We start from the raw sequence: 20,422 nt of genomic DNA, 5'->3' as shown, positions 1-20,422 counted from the left end.
CGGGCCCTGGGCCAGAATAGGCGGGACAAAAGCCGTGAATCCGGTCACGGCTGTGACATCTGGAGTCCCGCCCATGCCCGCGATCCCTGCCACCACCGTCGCCAACCTCCGTGACCTCGGCGGGATCCCCCTGCCCGGCGGACGCACCGTACGCCCGGGCCTCGCCCTGCGGTCCGGGCAGCTCGACCGGCTCGACCCCGCAACCGATCCGGCGTTCGCCGCGCTCGGCATCCGCACGATCATCGACTTCCGCACCAACGGCGAGCGCGCCTCCTACCCCGACCACGTCCCCGACGGCGTCCATGTCCTGGTCGCGGACGCGCTCGCCGACAAGATCGCCCAGACCGGGGCCGCGCCCGCCGCCGCACAGCTCAAGCATGTCCTGTCCGACCCGGCGCTCGCCGACGAGAAACTCGGCGGCGGGCGCGCCGAGTCGCTCTTCGCCGACACCTACCGCGCCCTCGTCTCCACGAAGTCCGCGCGGGCCGCCTACCGCACGCTCCTGACCGAACTGGCCGACCCCGACGCGGGCCCGCTGCTCTTCCACTGCACCGCGGGCAAGGACCGCACCGGCTGGGCCACGACGGTCGTACTGACGCTCCTCGGCGCGGACCAGGCGGCCCTGGAGACGGAGTACCTGTCGGTCAACTCGGCGGTACGGGAGGCCTTCGCGCCGCTGGTCGAGGGGTTCACCGCGCAGGGCGGCGACCCGGAGATCGCGCTCGCGCTGATCGGCGTACGTGCGGCGTACCTGCACGCCGCGCAGGACGAGGTGGCGGTGCAGTACGGGGACTTCGAGACATACGTGCGCGAGGGGCTCGAGGTGCCGGACGAGGCGGTGGAGCGGATCCGGAAGCGGCTGACGGCCGGGTGACGCGGGGGTGCGAGGGCTCGGGGCGCTGGCGACGTGGGACCCCGGGGGCGCGGGGTCTCGGCGAAACCCCTGTGCCGCGTGGGCACATCCGTGCCAAGGTGACCCGATGAGCAGCGAAGACTGGGAAGCACGCCTGACCGCGGCGTGGGCGAGCATCGACGACTACGACGAGTCCACCGCGGGCGACTTCCGCGCCGCCATCGACGACCTCGTCGCCGAGCTGCCGGACGACAGCCCGGTCGGCCCGTTCGAGCGCGGCAGCGCCTTCGACTCGACCGGCCACTCGGACCGGGCCGTGCCGCTGTACCAGGAGGCCCTGAAGCTCGGCCTGTCCGGCTACCGGGGCCGCCGCGCGAAGATCCAGCTCTCCAGCTCCCTGCGCAACATCGGCCGGCCCGAGGAGGGTGTGGCGCTTCTCACGCCCGAACTCGACGCGCCCTCCGACGAGTTGGACGACGCCGTGCGCGCCACGCTGGCGTTGTGCCTGTCCAGCCTGGGCCGGGACCGCGAGGGCCTGTCGCTGGCGCTCGGCGCACTGGCGCCCCATCTGCCCCGATACCAGAGGTCGATGGCGAATTACGCCCGCCTGCTGGTCGAACCGGAGCCGGAGCCGGGGTGACGCCGTGAAGTGACCATCCGACGATTCGCTCGTTCAGCTGAACGTGCAGTCGAAGGTGCAGTCACAGGATGTCGTCCCCCGTCCCGGTCCGGTCGTCGACGTGGAGCAGGCCGAGGCCGCTCTCGTCGAGCACTACCCGCGGCTCGTCCGGCTCGCCTACCTGGTGCTCCCGCCCAGCCTCGGCCGCAACCGCCGGGTGCTCACGGCACACTCCCTGACCCAGCGCGCCCTGCCGCGCGCCCGCGCCTCGGCCGACGCCGCGGCCGTGCCGGCACCCCGCACCGCCGAAGGGCGCAACGGCGATCCGGGCTACGGCTTCGTACGGCTCCGGGTCCTGCGCACCGCGCTCGACGCCGGCCGCCCGCTGCGGCGCAGGGCCTGGCCGCGGCGCTCGCAGCTGCCGCCACTGCTCCCCCAGGTGTGGGGCCTGCGGCTCTTCCCGCGCTCGGGCGGGGCCGACGAACTGGCCCTGGACCAGGGGCTGTCCGCGCTCAGCGGCCCCGGCCGCGCCGCGTTCGTCCTGCGCGGCCTCGAACGGCTCGACGACAGCGCCGTGCGGAACATGCTGGGTGCGGCCGGCGCCGAGGACCCGGACGCGGCGCTCGCCGAGGCGGACGGCGTGACCATGCCGGCAGGGAAGGACACGCTCGCCCTCCTGGAGTCGACGGAGTTCGACCCGTGTTCGCTCCAGGCCAGGCCGCCGGACCTGATGCGGCGCAGGCAGCATGTGAAGGCCGTGATCGCGGCCGCCGCGGCGACGCTGGTGTGCGGGGCGCTGCTCGGCCTGCCGGGCGGCGGCTGGGGCCCTGAGGGGGCCGCGGCGCCCGCCTACGCGCAGAACCCGGCGGACCTGGCCGCCCTGGATCCCGGCAAGTTGACGAGGGTCCCGGCCACGGCGTGGCAGACGTCGGCCCGTACGGACTTCTCGGTGTGGCCCGCGCGCGGCTCCCTGACCGGCGACCGGCCGCTGCTGCGGCGCGCCCTCGCGGTCTGGGCGCGGCCCGGCGGCTCCGTCCAGGTCTCCGCGACACCGGGCACCCAGGCCGGCGCCCCGCCCGGACCCCCGCAGCTGCTGTACGCGGGCGAGGTCGACCAGGCGCGGATCGTGCTGTTCTACGACGGTCTTCGCATCGTGCGGTACGCGGAGCCCAAGGACGGCACGAGCGGCGCCGCGCTCGACTTCGCGCGGGCGGACGGCGCCACGGGCCCGGAGACGGGCGCCCTGGTCGTGGACCGGGCCGACGGCAACGTGCGCTATCTGACGGCGCCCTGGGTGCGCAGCGCCGCCGTGCGGAACCTGCTGAAACCGTCGGCGGCGCCGATGCCGCTCGGCCGCGCCCCCGACGGCGTGACGGCCCCGTTCGCCAGCCCCGCGCTCGCCCGCGACTGCACGTCGTGGAACACGCTCGCCCTGCGGGACGACGCGGGCACCCGCCTCTCCACCGACCTCGGCGAGCTCGTGCCCGCGCATCTCACGGCGGGCCGTCCCGGCGCTCCGCGCGAGGCGGTCGCGGCCGACTGGCAGCACTCGGCGTGCTCCCTCACCTCCGTACGCTCGCACGGCGTGCGCACCGTCAACTCCTGGGCGTACGCACGCCAGCAGCTCCCCGAGGGCAGCGGCGCGGCGGACTGGGCGTGCGCGCGGGCCGACACCTGGCGGGGCGGCGGAGCGCGGACGCTGGCCCTGTTCACGGCGCCCGGCGGGACGACGGCGGCGGTCGCCGCGAAGTCGGAGGGGACCCCGGCCTGCGGCAGCCGGGACCCGCTGGTCCTCGCGGGCGTGCTGTGGAAGTCACGGGGAGGCACCTGGTACGTGGTGGCCGCCGCGAGCAAGCAGGTCACGTCGATCGCGTCGTCGGGCGGCGCCCGGGCCGCGGACAACATCCTCGCCGCGCCCACCCGGCAGGGGGCCAGGACGAAGCTGACCGGCCGCACGGCGACGGGCCGCGAGGTGGGCGCCCTGCGCTGAACCCCCGGCGCCCCAGCGGACACCCCTTGCTGACACCTCCGTAAAGAAATCGGCGCACGAGGGGTGTACCCGCCCCCTACCCGTCAGTACATTGACGCCATGTCTAATACGCAGAGCCGGGCACCGCGGCCCGTCGCTGACGAGCGCGTCGCGCTCAAGGCACGCAGGGTCTCCTTCTCCTGGGACAGGACCCCGCTGCACTGGATCCCGGACGACCCGTTCACCACGCACACGATCAACGTGCTGCATCTCCTGCTGCCCGCCGGAGAGCGCTGGTTCGTGCACGTCTACAAGCAGGTCCTGCCGTACATCCGCGACGACCGGCTCCGCGAGGACGTGATCGGGTTCATCGGCCAGGAGGCCATGCACTCGCAGGCCCACGACGAGGTGCTGCCGCACCTCAAGGAGCAGGGGCTCGACCCGACCCCGTACACCGCGCAGGTCGACTGGTTCTTCGAGAAGCTGCTCGGTGACCGGACGCTGCCGCCGGGGCGGGCGCGCGAGTGGTGGCTGATGGAGCGGGTCGCGCTCATCGCCGCGATCGAGCACTACACGGCGTTCCTCGGCGACTGGGTACTCAACGCGGACGAGCTGGACCGCAAGGGCGCGGACCCCACGATGCTGGACCTGCTGCGCTGGCACGGCGCGGAGGAGGTCGAGCACCGCTCGGTCGCCTTCGAGCTGTTCGAGCACGTCGACGGCGACTACCGGCGCCGGGTGCGGACCTGGGCGCTCGCGTTCTCGGCGCTGATGTTCCTGTGGCAGCGCGGGGCCCGCTTCTTCATGGAGAACGACCCGACGGTGCTCGACGGCAAGGCGTCGTTCAAGGAGTTCTACCAGGGCGGGAAGCGGGGCGTCCTGCCCTCCACGGCCGCCATGGTGAAGTCCATCCCGCGCTATCTCAGCCGCTCCTACCACCCCTCCCAGGAGGGCAGCACCGCGCAGGCGGTCGCCTATCTGGCCACCTCCCCCGCCGCGACGGCGGCGGAAGCCCGGACCTCGAACGGAGCCGTCTGACCATGCCCCGCCCCCGCACCCCACGGCTGCGTACCGTCCTGCTCGTCACCGGCTCCGCCCTGCTGGCGCGCCGCGCCCTGCGCCGCCGCATCCAGGCGTCCCCGCTGTGGCCGATGCCCGCGCTCGACGAGCCGGTCTCGGGCCGTCCGCGCGCGCGTGCCCTGCGGCTCCTCGTCACGCGGCACGAGTCCGTCGCCGACGGTGTCGTCCAACTGCGCCTCGAGGGTCAGGACCTGCCCGCCTGGGAACCGGGCGCGCATCTCGACCTCGTCCTGCCGTCGGGGCTGATCCGGCAGTACTCGCTGTGCGGTGACCCCGAGGACACCTCGTCGTACACCGTGGCGACGCGGCTCATCGAGGACGGCAGGGGCGGCTCGCGCGAGGTGCACGAGCAGCTGCAGGAGGGGTCGGAGGTCGAGGTGCGCGGCCCGCGCAACCGCTTCCCCCTCACCGCCGGCGCCCCGTCGTACGTGTTCGTCGCGGGCGGCATCGGCATCACGCCGGTCCTGCCGATGCTGCGGGCCCTCGAAGCCCGGGGCGCGGACTGGCGGCTGCTGTACGCGGGGCGCACGCGCGCGTCGATGCCGTTCCTGGAGGAGGCGGAGAAGCTCGGCGGCGAGCGGGGCAGGGTGCGCGTCGTCGCCGAGGACGAGGAGGGGCGCCCCGATCTGGCGGGCCTGCTGGCGGAGTCGGCACCGGACACCGCGGTCTACTGCTGCGGTCCGGAGGGGCTGATGGAGGCCGTGGCCGCGGCGCTTCCCGGCCACTGCGAGCTGCATCTCGAACGGTTCGCCCCGCACACGTCGGCCGACGGCAACGGGCCGTTCGAGGTCGAACTGCGGCGCACCGGCCGCACCGTCCCCGTACCGGCGGGCACTTCGGTGCTCGCGGCGGTGCGCGCCGAGGTGCCGAGTGTGTCGTACTCCTGCGAGCAGGGGTTCTGCGGGACGTGCCAACAGCGGGTCCTGGAGGGCGAGATCGACCACAGGGACGAGCTGCTCACGGACTCGGAGCGTGACGACTCGATGCTGATCTGTGTCTCCCGGGCGCGCGGGGAGCGGCTCGTGCTCGACCTGTGACCGGCTCGCGCGGACCGGCTCCGCACGGGGCCGGAATTGCTCGGTAGGGTGTTCGTATGACAACCGGGGTGCGCCGCAGGATGGGAGTCGAGGAGCGCCGGCAGCAGTTGATCGGGGTCGCACTCGAACTGTTCAGCCACCGCTCCCCCGACGACGTCTCCATCGACGAGATAGCCGCGGCCGCGGGCATTTCCCGGCCGCTGGTGTACCACTACTTCCCGGGCAAACTCAGCCTGTACGAGGCCGCGTTGAGGCGCGCGGCGGACGATCTCGGGCAGCGCTTCGTGGAACCGCAGGAGGGTCCGCTCGGGGCCCGGCTCATCCGGGTCATGGGGCGGTTCTTCGACTTCGTGGACGAGCACGGGCCCGGCTTCTCGGCGCTGATGCGGGGCGGCCCCGCCGTCGGCTCGTCGACGACGAACGCGCTCATCGACTCGGTCCGGCAGGCCGCGTACGTCCAGATCCTCACGCACCTCGGCGTCACCGACCCGCCGCCCCGCCTCGAGCTCGTGGTGCGCTCGTGGATCTCGCTCGCCGAGTCCACGGCGCTGATCTGGCTGGACGGGCGGTGCATCCCGCGGCGTGAGCTGGAGGCGCAGCTCGTGCACGACTTCGCGGCGCTCGCCGCGGTGAGCGCCGCGTACGACGAGGAGATGGCGGGGCTGCTGCGCCACATCCTGGCGGACGAGCCCGCCGACGGGACGTTCGGCGACCTCATCGCCCGGCTTGTCGCGCTCGCGCCCGCTCCCGCCCCTTCGGGATCCTGACTCCATGACGCCGCGACTCACGTTCCGCAGGGCAGCCGACGGGCCCGACGACCTCGCCGCGCTCGTCGCCCTGTACGACGGGGCGGCGCGCTGGATGGTGGAGCAGGGCATCGACCAGTGGCAGCCGGGCGAGAAGACCGAGGACCACTTCCGCCTCCGGATCAAGGAGGGCGAGGTCTGGTTCGCCGGCGACGCGCCTTCTGAAGGGGCCGGCGCGTACGAGCTGTGGTGGGACGACGAGGCCGCGTGGGGTGCCCGGCCGCCCGAGGCCGGCTATGTGCACCGCCTCATGGTGCGGCGCGGCGCTCCGGCCGGTACGGGCCGCGCGCTGCTCGCGCACGCCGAGGAGCGGGTCGCCGCCGCGGGCCGTGACCTGTGCCGCCTGGACTGTGTGTCGACGAACCCCCGGCTGCGGGCCTACTACGAGCGCGCGGGCTACACGGTGGTGGGCGAGCAGCCGTTCAAGGCGGGCGCGGGCGGCAGCAAGTACGCGGTGACGCTCATGGAGAAGCGGGTCGGCTGACGCGGACGCCCGGCACGGCAGGGCTCGTCACCCCTGCCGTGCCGGGCGTCCGGCCCTCCTTCCGGTCAGCGCATGAACACCGCCACCGTGCGCGCCGGGACCGTGAACGTTCCCGAACCGGCTTCGTACGAGGCCGACTTCACGGCGGAATCGGCGCCCGCCGCCTGCACCGGATGCAGCCGGTACGAGGTGCCCGCTACCGCGCCGACGCGCTGCTCCTGCGTGCGCGGCGTGGCGTTGAAGACGACGACGAGGTCGCCGAGGCGCATGGTGATCACCCCGGGCGTCTCGTCCTTGCCGGAGAGCGGGAAGGACAGCTTCTCCTGGACCTGCCCGGCCGTGGCGAGGCCGAACGCCGGCTCCGTGGTGCGGATCTTCAGCAGGTCCCGGTACGCCGCCGATGTCCCTTCGATGTCCGCGCACTTCGCGGCGGGCACCGAGGTCAGCAGGGGTGTGGCGTAAGGCCACTTGTCCTTGTTGTCGGCGGCCGGAGGCAGTCCGCGCCCGAAGCCGGTGCCGTCGCGGCAGTCCCAGTGGATGGCGTTGAACCAGTCCCCGCTGTCGAAGGAGTTGCGGTCGAGGGACTTGGACCGCAGCAGGTCGGTGCCGGCCTGGGAGAGCGCGGGGCCCTGGGAGAGCGCGGCCGTCGCGAGGGCGAGGACCTGCATGCGCGAGCGGTCCGCCGGGGCGGTGGAGGCGGGCAGTTTGTAGGTGAGCGCGTCGTAGAGGGACTCGTTGTCGTGGGCGTCGGCGTAGGCGAGTGCGTCGCCCGGCGCGTCGGCGTATCCGGCGGGTGCGCCGTTGTAGTCGACGTCCGCGCCCTTGACCGTACGGCCGTCGCTGCCGGTGAAGGTGTAGGCGGCGAGGTTCCCCGTGAGGCCGACCTTGATCAGGTCCTGGTAGTGCAGGAGGCGGGCCTTCTGCTCGGCCTCGGTGCCGTTCGCCTTCGAGGAGTTGGGGTCGGTGTAGAGGCCGGAGGCGAAGCCCTGGACGCCGGGGTCGGCGTCGAAGGGGCTGCCGCCGCGCACGGCGTCACGGGCGCGGTCGGAGAAGGTGGCGATGCCGGTGCCCGCCATGTTCTTCTGCGTGGCCTGTACGAAGCGGGCGTCGTCGGCGACCTCGCCGAAGTTCCAGCCCTCCCCGTAGAGGATGATCTTCTTGCCGTCGACGCCGTCCTTCTCCACGGTGAGCGCGTCGAGGGCCTTCCTGACGGCGAGGATGTTGGCCTTGGGGTGGTGTCCCATCAGGTCGAAGCGGAAGCCGTCGACCTTGTACTCCTTGGCCCAGGTGACGATCGAGTCGACGACGAGCTTGCCCATCATCGCGTTCTCCGGGGCGGTGTTCGCGCAGCACGTGGAGGTGGCGACGGAGCCGTCGGCCAGCAGGCGCTGGTAGTAGCCGGGCACGATGCGGTCGAGCACCGACGTCTTTGCCTGGCCGCTCGCGGCGGTGTGGTTGTAGACGACGTCCATGACGACGCGCAGTCCGTCCGCGTTCAGGGACTTGACCATCTGGCGGAACTCGACGGTGCGTGCGGTGCCGTCCGGGTCACTGGCGTAGGAGCCTTCGGGGACGGTGTAGTGGTACGGGTCGTAGCCCCAGTTGTAGGCGTCCTTGGCGGCGCTTTTTCCGACGCACTCCTGCTGCCGGTCCGAGGCGGCACCGAAGGAGTTCAAGTCACAGTCCGGGGCCGCCTGTTCGGACTTCCGCTCGGGGATCGTGGCGATGTCGAACGCGGGCAGGAGATGGACGTAAGAGGTCCCGGCCTTCGCGAGCTCGCGCAGGTGCTCGCTGCCCTTGCTGTCCTTGTCGGTGAAGGCGAGGTAGGTACCGGGGTGCTTGGCGGTGCGGTCCTCGACGGAGAAGTCGCGGATGTGAAGCTCCTGGATCTGCGCGTCGCGCAGCGGCACGGCCTTCGGCTTCTTCAGGGCCGACCAGCCGGGCGGGGCAAGGGACTTCACGTCCAGGTCGACGACGAGACTGCGCTCCGAGTCCGCGCTGAGGGCGGTGGAGTACGGGTCGGTGACCTTGTTCGTGACGATCTTCTGGACGCTGGGTGCCCACACCTTCACGGCGTAGCGGTACGGCTTGCCCTGCCAGGAGCGTGGCCCCTTGACGGACCAGACGCCGGTCGCGGCGTCGCGGCGCATGGCGACGGTGTGGCCGTCGAGGTCGACGGCCACGGACTGGGCGGTGGGCGCCCAGACGGACAGGGTGACCCCGCTCTTGGTGAAGACGGGACCGAGTGATGCCTTGCCGGCCTTCTGCGCGTACAGGTCGTCGAGCACTCCCGCTGTCTGTACGCCCGTTGCCGTGACGAGCGCGCCGTTGGCGATGCGCCGGGTGAGGATCAGCTGGCTCTCGAGGGCGTCGCCGACCCGGTCACGGTCGCGGGGGTCGACGGTGTAGGCGTCGTACTTCTTCAGCTGGGGGAAGCGGGCGAGCTGGGCGTCGGTGAGCCCGCCGGCGGCCTTGTTCAGCCGCAGCCACTGCCCCTCGCTGCTGAGCGCTCCGTCCTTGACGGTGATGCCGCCGTCGCGGTCGTACACGAGCTGTGCGGACAGGGCCGCAGCGCCGTCAGCGGGCAGGGCGACCGTGTCACGGTCGATCCACTGCGCCTCGGCCTTGGCCAGGTCGAGGTCGGGCGCTCCGCCGGTCTGCGGGAGCACGTAACGGGGCTGTCCGGCGAGCAGCCACACCTCGTTGCCGTTGGCGGTGAGGTCGAGGGACTGGTCGGTGGGCAGGTCCTTCTCGTCCCCCTTGTGGAGGATGTAGCTCAGCGAGGTCGCGCCGTCGGCGAGCGGCACCTCGAAGGTGACGCCGTAGGCGTCCTTCTTCACAGGTTCGAGGGGCTTGGACCAGTCGGTGGGGTTCTTGGCGCCGGTCCAGGTGTGCAGCCCCCAGCCGTCGTAGTCGCCGTCTGCGCGCTGGTAGTGAAGGACCGCCTTGGTCTTGTCCTGCGGCGGGTACGTGCCGTCGGGGGCGGTCGTGGCCTGGCCGTCCTTGCCCTGCTCGACCCAGACCTCGCCGGTCGCGCCGAGGTCGATGGTGCGCTGCGGCCCGTCGGCGGCGCCGCTCTTCTCGACGGTGTACGTGAGGCTGCCGGAGCCGGCATCGTCGGCGAGCTTCACCCAGGCGAAGGCGCCGTAGGCGTCCCGGCCGGTGAAGTCACCTGTTCCGGCGGGCGACTTGAGCTGCCAGCCGTCGTAGTCGCCGTCGGTCCGCTTGTAGTGGACGACGCCGTAGGCGCGGTCGACGGCGCTGGGCTTCGCGGGCGCGGGGGCCTGCCCCGCCGTCGACGCGGCGAGGTCACTGGCGGTACGTCCGGCGCGGTCGACCACAACTGCCTTGTACCGCAGGGGTGTTCCGGCGGCCACCGTGTCGGGGATGTGCTGGGTGATCCGGTACGGCGCGTGGTCGACGGAGCCGAGGGTGTGCCAGGCGCCGTTGCCGGTCTGGGCGGCGAAGACCACGCGGCCCAGCTGTCCGCCGTCGGTGTCGGCCTGGAGGGTCACGGTGCCGGTGGCCCCGGCGGCCGGGGCATCGAGGGTGACCGAGGGCTTGGCGGCGGGCGCGGGCAGCGTCTTCGCGGCCTTGTAGACGACGGCGGAACCGGCGGGCACCGTGACGGTGACGTCCTTGCCGGAACCGCTGGTCAGGGGCTTGTCAGTGCCGTAGATGCCGTCGAAGCGGGTGCCGGCCGAGCCGGTCGCGAAGGTGGCGTCCTTGGCCTCGGCGGCGTTGTTCAGGGCGACGACGTACTCGATGCCGGTCTTCGGGTCCGTGCGCGAGAAGGCGTACACGGAGCCCTTGGCGTAGCGCTCGGTCTGGACGCCGTCGGCCAGGGCCGGGTTGTCCCTGCGGAGCTTTCCGAGAGCGGCGATCTCCTTGTAGAGCGGTGCGCTCGTGTCGTAGGAGTCCTCGGCGTGGGTGCGGTTCGTGCCCAGTTCGTCGTCGTCGAGGTAGTCGTCGACCTTGGAGGCGAACATGGTCTGCCGGGCGTCCTTGTCACCTCCGGAGCCGGTGAAGCCCTGCTCGTCGCCGTAGTAGACGACTGGGTTGCCGCGCGACAGGAACATCACGGCGTTGGCGAGCCGATCGCGGCGCACGAGGTCGGCGTCTGACGCCTTCGGGTCGTCGGCCTTGAGGAAGGAGCCGATGCGGCCCATGTCGTGGTTGCCGAGGAACGTGACCTGCTCGTACGCGTTCGCCCTGCCGGAGGCGTACTTGTAGTCGTCGGCGAAGACCTTGGCGAGCCGGTCGGCGGAGGCGCCCTGGGAGGCGTAGGCGCGGGCCGCGTCCTGGAAGGGGAAGTCGAGGGTCGCGTCGAGGCGGCCGCGGGTGACGTACGGGGACGTGACGTCGGTGTCGGCGGAGTACACCTCGCCGAACATGAAGAAGTCGGGCCTGCCGTGCTTCTTCGCGTACGCGTCGAGGGCGGTGGCCCACTGCGTCCAGAAGTCCAGGTCGACGTGTTTGACGGTGTCGATGCGGAACCCGTCGATGTCGAAGTCCCGCACCCACCGCTCGTAGATCTTCTCCATGCCGGAGACGACCTCGGGCCGTTCGGTCCACAGGTCGTCGAGCCCGCCGAAGTCGCCGTACTCGGCGCTCTCCCCGGCGAAGGTGGAGTCGCCCCGGTTGTGGTACATCGCCGGGTCGTTGAGCCACGCGGGCACCTTCTGCCCGGTGTTCCTCGGGGTGTACGGGAACGAGTCGGCGTCGACCTTGCGCACGCCGTCCCGGTCGTCGAAGGGGCGGCCCTGCGTGTCGAGATAGGGGTAGGCGCCCTTGGGGCGGTAGCCGTACTCCTTCTCGGCGTAGTCGACGGTGTCGGCGGTGTGGTTGGTGATGACGTCGAAGAAGACCTTCATGCCCTTGGCGTGCGCGCGGGCGATCAGCTTCGTGAGGTCCGCGTTGGTGCCGAAGTGTGGGTCGACCTGCGTGAAGTCGGTGATCCAGTAGCCGTGGTACCCGGCGGATGCGTCCTTGCCCTCGCCCTGGACGGGCCGGTTCTTGAAGATCGGGGCGAGCCAGATGGAGGTGGTGCCGAGGCCCTTGATGTAGTCGAGCCGCTCGGTCAGGCCCTTGAGGTCGCCGCCCTGGTAGAAGCCCTTGTCCGTGGGGTCGTAACCGGTGGCCGAGCGTGAACCGGTGAGCCCGCCGCGGTCGTTGGAGGTGTCGCCGTTCGCGAAGCGGTCCGGCATGACGAAGTAGAACTGCTCGCGGGTGAGGTCGTGCCGCGCGGGCGCGGCGGCGAGCCGGGCGTCGGACGGGGGCGCGGGCGCCCTCTCGGCGGCCGCCGCCAGGGGCAGGGCCGGGGCCAGGGCCGCGCACAGGGCGACGGCGAGGACGGCCGCTGTTCTTCGCGGCAGGGCGGGGCGTATCACGGGAACTCCTCGACGGGAGGGAGACGGCGGGAGGGACACGGGGGTGCGCGGACAGGGCCGCCCGGCGCGAGCGGGGAGGACGCGCCGGGCAGCCGGAACGGGGGTTACCGAGGTGGGAAAGGGATCCGGGTCAGCAGCCGGACTTGCCGGCGTACAGGGCGAGAGCCGTGTTCGACCCGAGCGTCGCCGTGAACTGGCCCGAACTGTTCACGCTCACCGCCTTGTTGCTCTGCACATCGCAGTACGTGCCCGCGGCGAGCGACGTCTGGTAGGTGCGGGTGAGCGCGGCGGACTCGTGGTTGATCGCGACGTAGCCCTTGCTGCCGCGGCCGAAGGCGATGGCGTCGGCGCCGTTGTCCCACCAGTCGGTGACGGACTGGCCGCGGGTGGTGTTGCGGAAGGCGACCATGGACTGGATCTCGGGCCAGGCGTGCTGGCACTTCCAGCCGTCCTGCCAACAGGCGTTCACCGTGCCGCCGTTGGGCGGCCCGGCGTCCTTGTCGGTCCATTCGTAGCCGGAGTTGATGTCCGGCGATCCGTAGGGCCAGGCCAGCATGAAGACGTTCGCCAGGGTGTAGTCGGCGCCGTCCTTGTAGTTGAGGGTGTCGCCGCCGCGCTCGGTGTCGTGGTTGTCGACGAAGACGGCGGACTGCCCGGAGGCCATGTAGCCCCAGCCCTCGCCGTAGTTCTTCAGGTAGGCGAGGTTCTCGCTGTTGAAGACGCGCTTGAGGTCGCGGGCGTACCGGAACTCCTGGACGTCGCCGGTGCCGGTGTACTCACTGGGCGAGACGGCTTCACCGGCGCCGTAGATCGCCTCCTGTTTCCAGTAGGCGTTCGGGTTGCTGAGCCGCGACTTGATGTTGGCGAGGTCGGCGGCGGCGATGTGCTTGGCGGCGTCGATCCGGAACCCGTCGACACCGAGCGAGAGGAGGTCGTTCAGGTACGCGGCGATCCGGCCGCGCACGTACTCCTCGCCGGTGTCGAGGTCGGCGAGGCCGACGAGCTCGCACTCCTGGACGTTGAAGCGGTCCTGGTAGTTGCTGATCTGCGCGGTGCAGTTGTCCATGTCGGCGGCCGAGTAGGTGCCGGGGTAGTCGTACTTGGAGTACGCGGAGCCGCCGGTGCCGGTGCCCGACCCGGCCGCCATGTGGTTGATCACGGTGTCGGCGACGACCTTGACGCCGGCCGCGTGACAGGTGTCGACCATGTTCTTGAAGGCCGTACGGTCCCCGAGCCGGCCCGCGATCTTGTAGCTGACGGGCTGGTACGAGGTCCACCACTGGGAGCCCTGGATGTGCTCCTGGGGCGGCGAGACCTGGACGTAGCCGTAGCCGGCGGGGCCGAGCCGGGCGGTGCACTCCTTCGCCACCGAGTCGAACCGCCACTCGAAGAGGACGGCGGTGACGTCCTTCGTGCCGGGCGGGGCCGCCTGGGCCGTCCCGGCGGATCCGGCGGCCCCTATGAGGGTGCCGGCCGCGAGGGCGAGAGCGGCCGCCCGCGATCTGATAGCCATGTTTCCTCCTGCACGTCGGTGTGCTGATGAGGTGTCCCTGCCAATCGCAGGGGGCTGTGGGGGGTTGCTCTCCCCGGCCGAGCGGAGGCCGGGGAGAGCGGGGAGAAGGTCAGACGGTCCACCACACGGTCGTGTCGGCCGGCACGAGCGCCTTGCCGCCGGCGGTCTCGATCCCGGCTGCAGGGTCGGCCACGGCGGCGCTGGTCAGCAGGACCCGCGCGGACGCGGGCACCGGCACCCGCACGTCCGCGCCCGTGGTGTTCGCGACGCACACGAACGCCTCGTCGTCGCCGCGCGGCTCCCGCCGGAACGCGAGCACACCCTCGGGGGCCTGAAGCCACTCGACGGAGTCACCGGCGCCGAGCGCCGGGTGCGCGCGCCGCGCGGCCAGCGCCGAGCGGTACATCTCCAGGGTCGAGCCGGGCACCCCGGTCTGCGCCTCCACGCTCAGCGCGCCCCAGCCCGCGGGCTGCGGCAGCCACGAGCCGCCCGCCCCGAAGCCGTACGAGGGCCCGTCGACGGTCCACGGGATCGGCACCCGGCATCCGTCGCGGAAGCCGTCCTGCCCGGCCGCGCGGAAGAACGAGGGGTCCTGGCGCACATCGTCGGGCAGGTCGACGACGTCGGGCAGGCCGAGCTCCTCGCCCTGGTAGACGTACGCGGAGCCGGGCAGCGCCAGCATGAGCAGGGTCGCGGCGCGGGCGCGGCGCAGGCCGAGCTCCGGCTCGGCGGCGACGCGCTGCTGGGTGCCGAGGCCGGGCGGGTTGGCGTAGCGCGTGGTGTGCCGGGTGACGTCGTGGTTGGACAGGACCCAGGTGGCGGGGGCGCCGACGGGACGCATCGAGTCGAGCGAGCGGTCGATGATGTCGCGCAGCTCGGTCGCGTCCCAATAGGAGGACAGGTACTGGAAGTTGAAGGCCTGGTGCAGCTCGTCGGGGCGCACGTAGTTCGCGGTGCGCTCGACGGTGGGGGTCCACGCCTCCGCAACGAAAATGCGCTCGCCCGCGTACTCGTCGAGGATCAGGCGCCAGGCGCGGTAGATGTCGTGCACGCCGTCCTGGTCGAAGAACGGCATGACGTCATTGCCGAGCAGCTTCAGCTGTTCGTGCGCGCCGAGGTCGGGCAGGCCCTCGGCCTTCACGAGGCCGTGCGCGACGTCGATGCGGAAGCCGTCGACGCCCATGTCGAGCCAGAACCGCAGGATGGAGCGGAACTCGTCGCCGACGGCGGGGTGTTCCCAGTTGAGGTCGGGCTGCTCGGGCGCGAAGAGGTGGAGGTACCACTCGCCGTCGGCGACGCGGGTCCAGGCGGGGCCGCCGAAGATGGACTCCCAGTCGTTGGGCGGCAGTTCACCGCTCGCGCCCTTGCCGGCCCGGAAGTGGTAGCGCTCGCGCAGCGGCGATCCGGGTCCTTCGGCGAGGGCCCGCTTGAACCACTCGTGCTGGTCGGACGAGTGGTTGGGCACGAGGTCGACGATGACGCGCAGGTCAAGGCCGTGCGCGTCACGGATCACGGCGTCCGCGTCGAGGAGGGAGCCGAACATGGGGTCCACGGCACGGTAGTCGGCCACGTCGTAGCCGGCGTCCGCCTGCGGGGACGCGTAGAACGGGCTGAGCCACACCGCGTCCACGCCAAGGTCTCTGAGGTGCGGGAGCCGGGCGCGGATGCCTTCGAGGTCGCCCATGCCGTCGGCGTTGCTGTCGGCGAAGCTGCGCGGATAGACCTGGTAGATCACCGCGTCGCGCCACCAGCCGGTGGACGCCTGCGCGGGAACGGAGGTCGAGGCGGAGGTCGTGGGGGCCTGCGCCGTGTCGGCAGTGTGCTGACTCATGGTGTCCTTGCTGCGTCAGGGGTTTGCGTGCGGGCGGGCGGAGCGGCGGGGCTCAGCCCTTCGTGCCGCCCGCCGTGAGGCCGGTGACCAGGTTCTTCTGGACAAGGTAGAAGAACGCGGACACCGGAATGGCGATCAACACCGCGGTCGCCGCCATGTAGTTCCACTGCGCGTCGTGCTCGCTGACGAAGCTGCGCAGGCCCACCGCGAAGGTGTACTTGGAGTCGTCGAGCATGAACGTGGAGGCGAAGGCGACCTCGCCGAACGCGGTGATGAAGCTGTAGAACGCGGCCACCGCGAGACCCGGCCGGGCGAGCGGCAGGATCAGCCGGGCGAAGGTGCCGAAGGGGCTCAGGCCGTCGATGCGGCCCGCCTCGTCGATCTCGTAAGGGATCGTGTCGAAGTAGCCCTTGAGCAGCCACGCGCAGTACGGCACGGCGGTCGAGCAGTACACGAGGACCAGGCCCAGGTACGAGTCGATCAGGCCGAGGTCGCCGAGGATCTCGTACATCGGCACGATCAGGACGGCGATCGGGAACGCCTGCGTGAGCAGCAGGATCCACATCAGCTTGCGGTAGCCGGGAAAGCGCATGCGCGAGACGGCGTAGCCGGTGGTGGCGGCGAACAGGACGCCGATGACCGTCGTGCCGAGGGACACGATCATCGTGGACTTGAACCACGCGAAGAAGTTGGTGTTCTCCAGGACGAACGCGTAGTTCGACAGCGTCGCCTTGTCGAAGATGCGCGCCGGGTGGAGGTAGTCGTCCTTGTCCGGGCCGAGCGACAGATAGACCAGCCAGGCGATCGGGAACAGGGCGATCAGGCTGGCGACGCTCAGGATGCCGTGCGAGGCGAACGTCGCGAGGCGGGTGCGCTCGCCGCGCCGGCGCACCCGGCGCGGGCGGACGGCCTCGGTGGCCGTGCGCGCGTCGGGGGCCGGGGTGTCGACGGTGGTCGTGGTGCTCATGGGGGCGGCTCCTGCGGCGTCAGGCGAGCTGCTCATTGCGGTTCAGCCAGCGGTAGTAGAAGGACGTGAAGACGGTCAGGATCGACAGGAGCAGCACGCCGTAGGCGGCGGACTGGGCGAAGTCGCGCGGCTGTTGGCCGAAGCCCAGGTAGTAGGCCCAGGTGACGAGGATCTGGGCGTCCGGCGCGGTGTTGCCGAACAGCAGGAAGATGACGGCGAACTGGTTGAACGTCCAGATGACGCCGAGCAGGACGACGGTCGAACTCACCGACCTGAGGCCCGGCAGGGTCACGTGCCGGAAGCGCTGCCAGTTGCTCGCGCCGTCCATCTCCGCGGCCTCGTACAGGACCGGGTCGATCGACTGGAGGCCGCCGAGGAGCGACACCATCATGAACGGCACACCGCACCAGGTGTTGACCATGATGGCGGCGGTGCGCTGGAAGAACGCGTCCTCCAGCCACTGCGGCTGCGGCAGATGGAGCGAGCCGAGCACGGAGTTGATGAGCCCGGAGTCGGAGAGCATGATCCGCCACGAGAACACGGTGACGAACGTCGGTACGGCCCACGGCAGGATGAGCAGCAGCCGGTAGAAGGTGCGCCCGCGCAGCTTCTGGTTGAGCAGCAGCGCGAGGCCGAGCCCGATGACGTAGTGCAGGGCGACACAGAGCGCCGTCCACACGATGGTCCAGATGAAGTGCGACCAGAAGCGGTCGTACGACGTCGGTCCCCACAGGATGTCGGCGTAGTTGTCGAGCCCGATGAACTTGTAGGTGGCGTCGATGTGGTTGACGCCGATGGTGCGGGCCGAGTTGAGACTGTTGGCGTCGGTGAGCGTCAGATAGAGGCCCCGCACCAGGGGGTAGAGCACGAGGACGCCGAGGACGGCGACGACCGGGGCGATCATCGCGTACGCGTACCAGTGCTTCTGGTACGAGCGCTTGAGACGCCCGAACGGGCCGGGGCGCGGCGCGCGGGCGCCGCGCGTCTTGGCGGCCGTGCTGTCGACGGCGACTGTCATGGCTTGGCACCTTCTGGGGAGTGGCTCGGAGCGTGTGGCGCTGCGCTGCCGGTTCCGCCCGCCCCCTCGCGGGCGGAACCGGCAGCGGTTCAGGCTGGGCTACTTGCTGAAGGTGGGGACCAGCTTCGCGTAGGCGTCCTCCACGTTGCCGATGCCCTTGTCCAACGACTCCTTGCCGCCCGCGATCTTGGGCAGCTCGGTGTCGAGCGGGCCCCACAGGGAGCTGTACTCCGGCAGTTCGGGGCGCGGCTGGGCGGCGGCGAGCACCTTCTGGTAGCCGGCGATGCCCGGGTCGGTGGTGACCTGCGTGGTGTACGCGTCCTGACGGGTCGGCAGCGTCGAGTTCTTGATGGCGATCTGCTCCTGCGCCTTCGCGGAGGTCATCCACTTCACGAACTTGAGCGAGGCCTCCTGGTGGGCCTTGTCCGAACCGGCGTAGACCGAGAGGTTGTGGCCGCCGGTCGGGGCGCCCGCCTTGCCGGTGGAACCGGCCGGGACGGTCGCGATGCCCAGGTTCTCCTTGTCCTTGAACGCGGAGCCCTTGTAGAAGTTGGTGATCTCCCACGGGCCCTGGATGATCGAGGCGACCTTGCCGTTCACGAACGCGTCCTGGATGTGGGCGTACGCGTCGGCGGTGACGTCGGCCTTGTGCAGGCCCTTGCCGTCGAAGAGACCCTGCCAGGTGGTGAAGGCCTTCTTGGCCTCCGGCGAAGCGATGGTGATCTTCTTCGCGGCGGCGTCGACGGTGTCGGTGCCCTCCCCGTAGAGGAACGAGTGGGCGTAGTAGCCCTGCGTGGAGCCCCAGTAGCCGTCGGTCCCCGTCTTCGCCTTGATCTTGGCGGCGTCGGACTTCAGGTCGGCCCAGGTGGCGGGCGGCAGGTCGATGCCGGCCTTCTTGTACAGGTCCTTGTTGTAGACGAAGGCGAGGGTGTCGGTGACCAGCGGGACGCCGTAGGTCTTGCCCTCGAACTGGGCCTGCTTGATCAGGCTCGGCTGGAACTTGTCCTTCTCGGCGAGGGCCTCGGTGCCGTCGAGCGGCAGGAGGTAGCTCTTCTTCGCGAAGGCCGGCGTCCAGCCGACCTCGGCGCGCAGCACGTCGGGGGCGCCCTTGGAGCCCGCGGCGGTGTCGAACTTGTTCTGCGCCTGGTCGAAGGGGACGTTGACGTACTTGACCTTGATGCCGGAGTTCGCCTTCTCGAACTGCTTGGCCAGGGCCTTGTACGTCGGTGCCTCGTTGGTGGCGTTGGACGTGTCCCACCACGTGATGGTGACGGGCCCAGAGGCCTTGTCACTGCCGCTGTCGCTTCCGCCGCAGGCCGTCGCCGCGAGGGCGAGGGACGCCACCAGCGCGGTGGCCGCTATGCCACGCCGCATGAGATCTCCTAGAGAGTGAAAGCCCGAAGTGGTGGGAGACGGTCCCGTCCGTACCCCTTGCCGACTCGCCGACCGCACCGTTGCCGCCGCCGGGCGACGTGAACGTAACAGCCTTGCAAGCACGGCGAAAGACCTTGCAGAAAAATATTGCAAGGAGATCCAGTCGGTTATCGGTCTGTGACCTGCACCCCGGGCCGGCCGGGCGCGGCGACTGGCCGGACAGGGCACGGATGCCTTATGCAAGAATCTGCAAGCTCTTGCTACACCGGGCCGGCGCGGGGATCATCGAAGCCCCGTGGGCCCCAACACGAGCCACATGCCAGTCATACGAGGGAGCGCCATGACGCAGCAGTCCGCAGCGGGCCGTTCAACTGCCCGCACGCGGCGACCGGTTGACGCTGGGCAGTCCGGCACGCGACCGGTACAGTCCCCTCCCGTGACCGCGCGACTGGCCGACATCGCAGCGCAGGCGGGGGTCAGCGAGGCGACGGTCAGCCGGGTGCTCAACGGCAAGCCGGGGGTGGCCGCGGCCACCCGCCAGTCCGTGCTCGCCGCGCTCGACGTCCTCGGCTACGAGCGGCCCGTGCGGCTGCGCCAGCGCTCCGCCGGACTGGTCGGCCTGATCACGCCGGAGCTGGAGAACCCCATATTCCCGGCGCTCGCCCAGGTCATCGGCCAGGCCCTGACCCGCCAGGGCTACACGCCGGTCCTCGCCACACAGACCCCCGGCGGCTCCACCGAGGACGAGCTCACGGAGATGCTCGTCGACCGGGGCGTCTCCGGCATCATCTTCGTCTCCGGGCTGCACGCCGACACCTCGGCGGACATGCAGCGCTACGAGCAACTGCGCGCGCAGGGCGTGCCGTTCGTGCTGGTGGACGGCTTCTCGCCGAAAGTGCAGGCACCTTTCATCTCCCCGGACGACCGGGCCGCGATGAAGCTCGCCGTGACCCACCTCGTCTCGCTGGGTCATACGCGGATCGGGCTCGCCCTGGGCCCGAAGCGGTTCGTGCCGGTCCAGCGGAAGATCGAGGGCTTCGTACGCACGATGCAGGACCTCCTGCCCCTGCCCCCCGAGGAGATCGAGCGGGATCTGGTGCAGCACTCGCTGTACACGCTGGAGGGCGGGCAGGCGGCGGCCACGGCGCTCATCGACCGGGACTGCACGGCGGTCGTGTGCGCCAGCGACATGATGGCCCTCGGTGCCATAAGGGCGGCGCGGCAGCGAGGCCTCGACGTCCCGTCCGACGTCTCGGTGGTCGGCTTCGACGACTCCCCGCTGATCGCCTTCACGGACCCGCCCCTGACCACGGTGCGCAAGCCGGTCCCGGCGATGGGCCAGGCCGCGGTCCGCACGCTCCTGGAGGAGATCGGCGGGACGCCGGCGCCGCACAGCGAATTCGTCTTCATGCCCGAACTGGTGGTCCGCGGTTCAACCGCTTCGGCACCAGGGGACCGTCTGTCGCGCCCCTAGGGAGCCA

Annotated in this window: 14 protein-coding genes; 8 read left to right on the top strand and 6 right to left on the bottom strand. The window is 71.1% G+C overall.

Features of this window, described 5'->3' with window-relative positions:
- Positions 1–73 precede the first annotated feature (73 nt).
- From OG698_RS32205 to OG698_RS32175, 7 genes are all read left to right on the top strand, one after another.
- Entirely contained in the window at positions 74–874 is an 801-nt protein-coding gene (locus OG698_RS32205; protein ID WP_406107181.1) for a tyrosine-protein phosphatase, read from the top strand.
- Between the two features lie 106 nt (positions 875–980).
- Positions 981–1,493, top strand: coding sequence for a tetratricopeptide repeat protein (locus OG698_RS32200; RefSeq protein ID WP_406107180.1), 513 nt, complete (start codon positions 981–983; stop codon positions 1,491–1,493).
- A 55-nt stretch (positions 1,494–1,548) separates the two neighbouring features.
- On the top strand, positions 1,549–3,462 hold the full coding sequence (locus OG698_RS32195; RefSeq protein ID WP_406107179.1) for a hypothetical protein: 1,914 nt from the start codon (positions 1,549–1,551) through the stop codon (positions 3,460–3,462).
- Between the two features lie 99 nt (positions 3,463–3,561).
- A complete protein-coding gene (locus tag OG698_RS32190; protein ID WP_406107178.1) occupies positions 3,562–4,479 on the top strand; it encodes a metal-dependent hydrolase in 918 nt (305 codons plus the stop codon).
- 2 nt (positions 4,480–4,481) lie between these two features.
- Positions 4,482–5,558 carry a PDR/VanB family oxidoreductase gene (locus OG698_RS32185; RefSeq protein ID WP_406107177.1) on the top strand — a complete coding sequence of 359 codons (1,077 nt, stop codon included), beginning with the start codon at positions 4,482–4,484 and terminating at the stop codon, positions 5,556–5,558.
- A 56-nt stretch (positions 5,559–5,614) separates the two neighbouring features.
- A complete protein-coding gene (locus OG698_RS32180) occupies positions 5,615–6,325 on the top strand; it encodes a TetR/AcrR family transcriptional regulator (protein WP_406107175.1) in 711 nt (236 codons plus the stop codon).
- A gap of 4 nt (positions 6,326–6,329) precedes the next feature.
- Positions 6,330–6,848 (top strand): GNAT family N-acetyltransferase, encoded by a 519-nt coding sequence (locus OG698_RS32175; protein WP_406107174.1) that lies wholly within the window; start codon positions 6,330–6,332, stop codon positions 6,846–6,848.
- A 65-nt stretch (positions 6,849–6,913) separates the two neighbouring features.
- Here OG698_RS32175 and pulA read toward each other — a convergent pair whose 3' ends face one another.
- The 6 genes from pulA to OG698_RS32145 all read right to left on the bottom strand — a co-directional run bounded on the left by pulA (position 6,914) and on the right by OG698_RS32145 (position 18,941).
- Positions 6,914–12,238, bottom strand: coding sequence for a pullulanase-type alpha-1,6-glucosidase (gene pulA / locus OG698_RS32170; protein WP_406107172.1), 5,325 nt, complete (start codon positions 12,236–12,238; stop codon positions 6,914–6,916).
- Positions 12,239–12,368: 130 nt separating this feature from the next.
- Complete coding sequence (locus OG698_RS32165) at positions 12,369–13,751, bottom strand: alpha-amylase family protein (protein ID WP_406107171.1); 1,383 nt, start codon at positions 13,749–13,751, stop codon at positions 12,369–12,371.
- A gap of 109 nt (positions 13,752–13,860) precedes the next feature.
- Positions 13,861–15,582: a glycoside hydrolase family 13 protein gene (locus tag OG698_RS32160; protein WP_406107169.1), complete on the bottom strand. Its 1,722-nt coding sequence runs from the start codon at positions 15,580–15,582 to the stop codon at positions 13,861–13,863.
- 52 nt (positions 15,583–15,634) lie between these two features.
- Positions 15,635–16,549, bottom strand: coding sequence for a sugar ABC transporter permease (locus OG698_RS32155; protein ID WP_406107167.1), 915 nt, complete (start codon positions 16,547–16,549; stop codon positions 15,635–15,637).
- 19 nt (positions 16,550–16,568) lie between these two features.
- Positions 16,569–17,567, bottom strand: coding sequence for a carbohydrate ABC transporter permease (locus OG698_RS32150; protein WP_406107165.1), 999 nt, complete (start codon positions 17,565–17,567; stop codon positions 16,569–16,571).
- Between the two features lie 99 nt (positions 17,568–17,666).
- Complete coding sequence (locus OG698_RS32145) at positions 17,667–18,941, bottom strand: extracellular solute-binding protein (protein ID WP_406107163.1); 1,275 nt, start codon at positions 18,939–18,941, stop codon at positions 17,667–17,669.
- Between the two features lie 436 nt (positions 18,942–19,377).
- Between OG698_RS32145 and OG698_RS32140 the strand changes: the two genes are divergently transcribed.
- Positions 19,378–20,415: a LacI family DNA-binding transcriptional regulator gene (locus OG698_RS32140; RefSeq protein ID WP_406107162.1), complete on the top strand. Its 1,038-nt coding sequence runs from the start codon at positions 19,378–19,380 to the stop codon at positions 20,413–20,415.
- Positions 20,416–20,422 lie beyond the last annotated feature (7 nt).

Origin of the sequence: Streptomyces sp. NBC_01003 (assembly GCF_045162695.1) — a bacterium.
In the GTDB taxonomy this organism is placed as follows: Bacteria; Actinomycetota; Actinomycetes; order Streptomycetales; family Streptomycetaceae; genus Streptomyces.
Note: the sequence above shows the minus strand (reverse complement) of the source record. Positions and strands in the feature narration are given on the sequence as shown.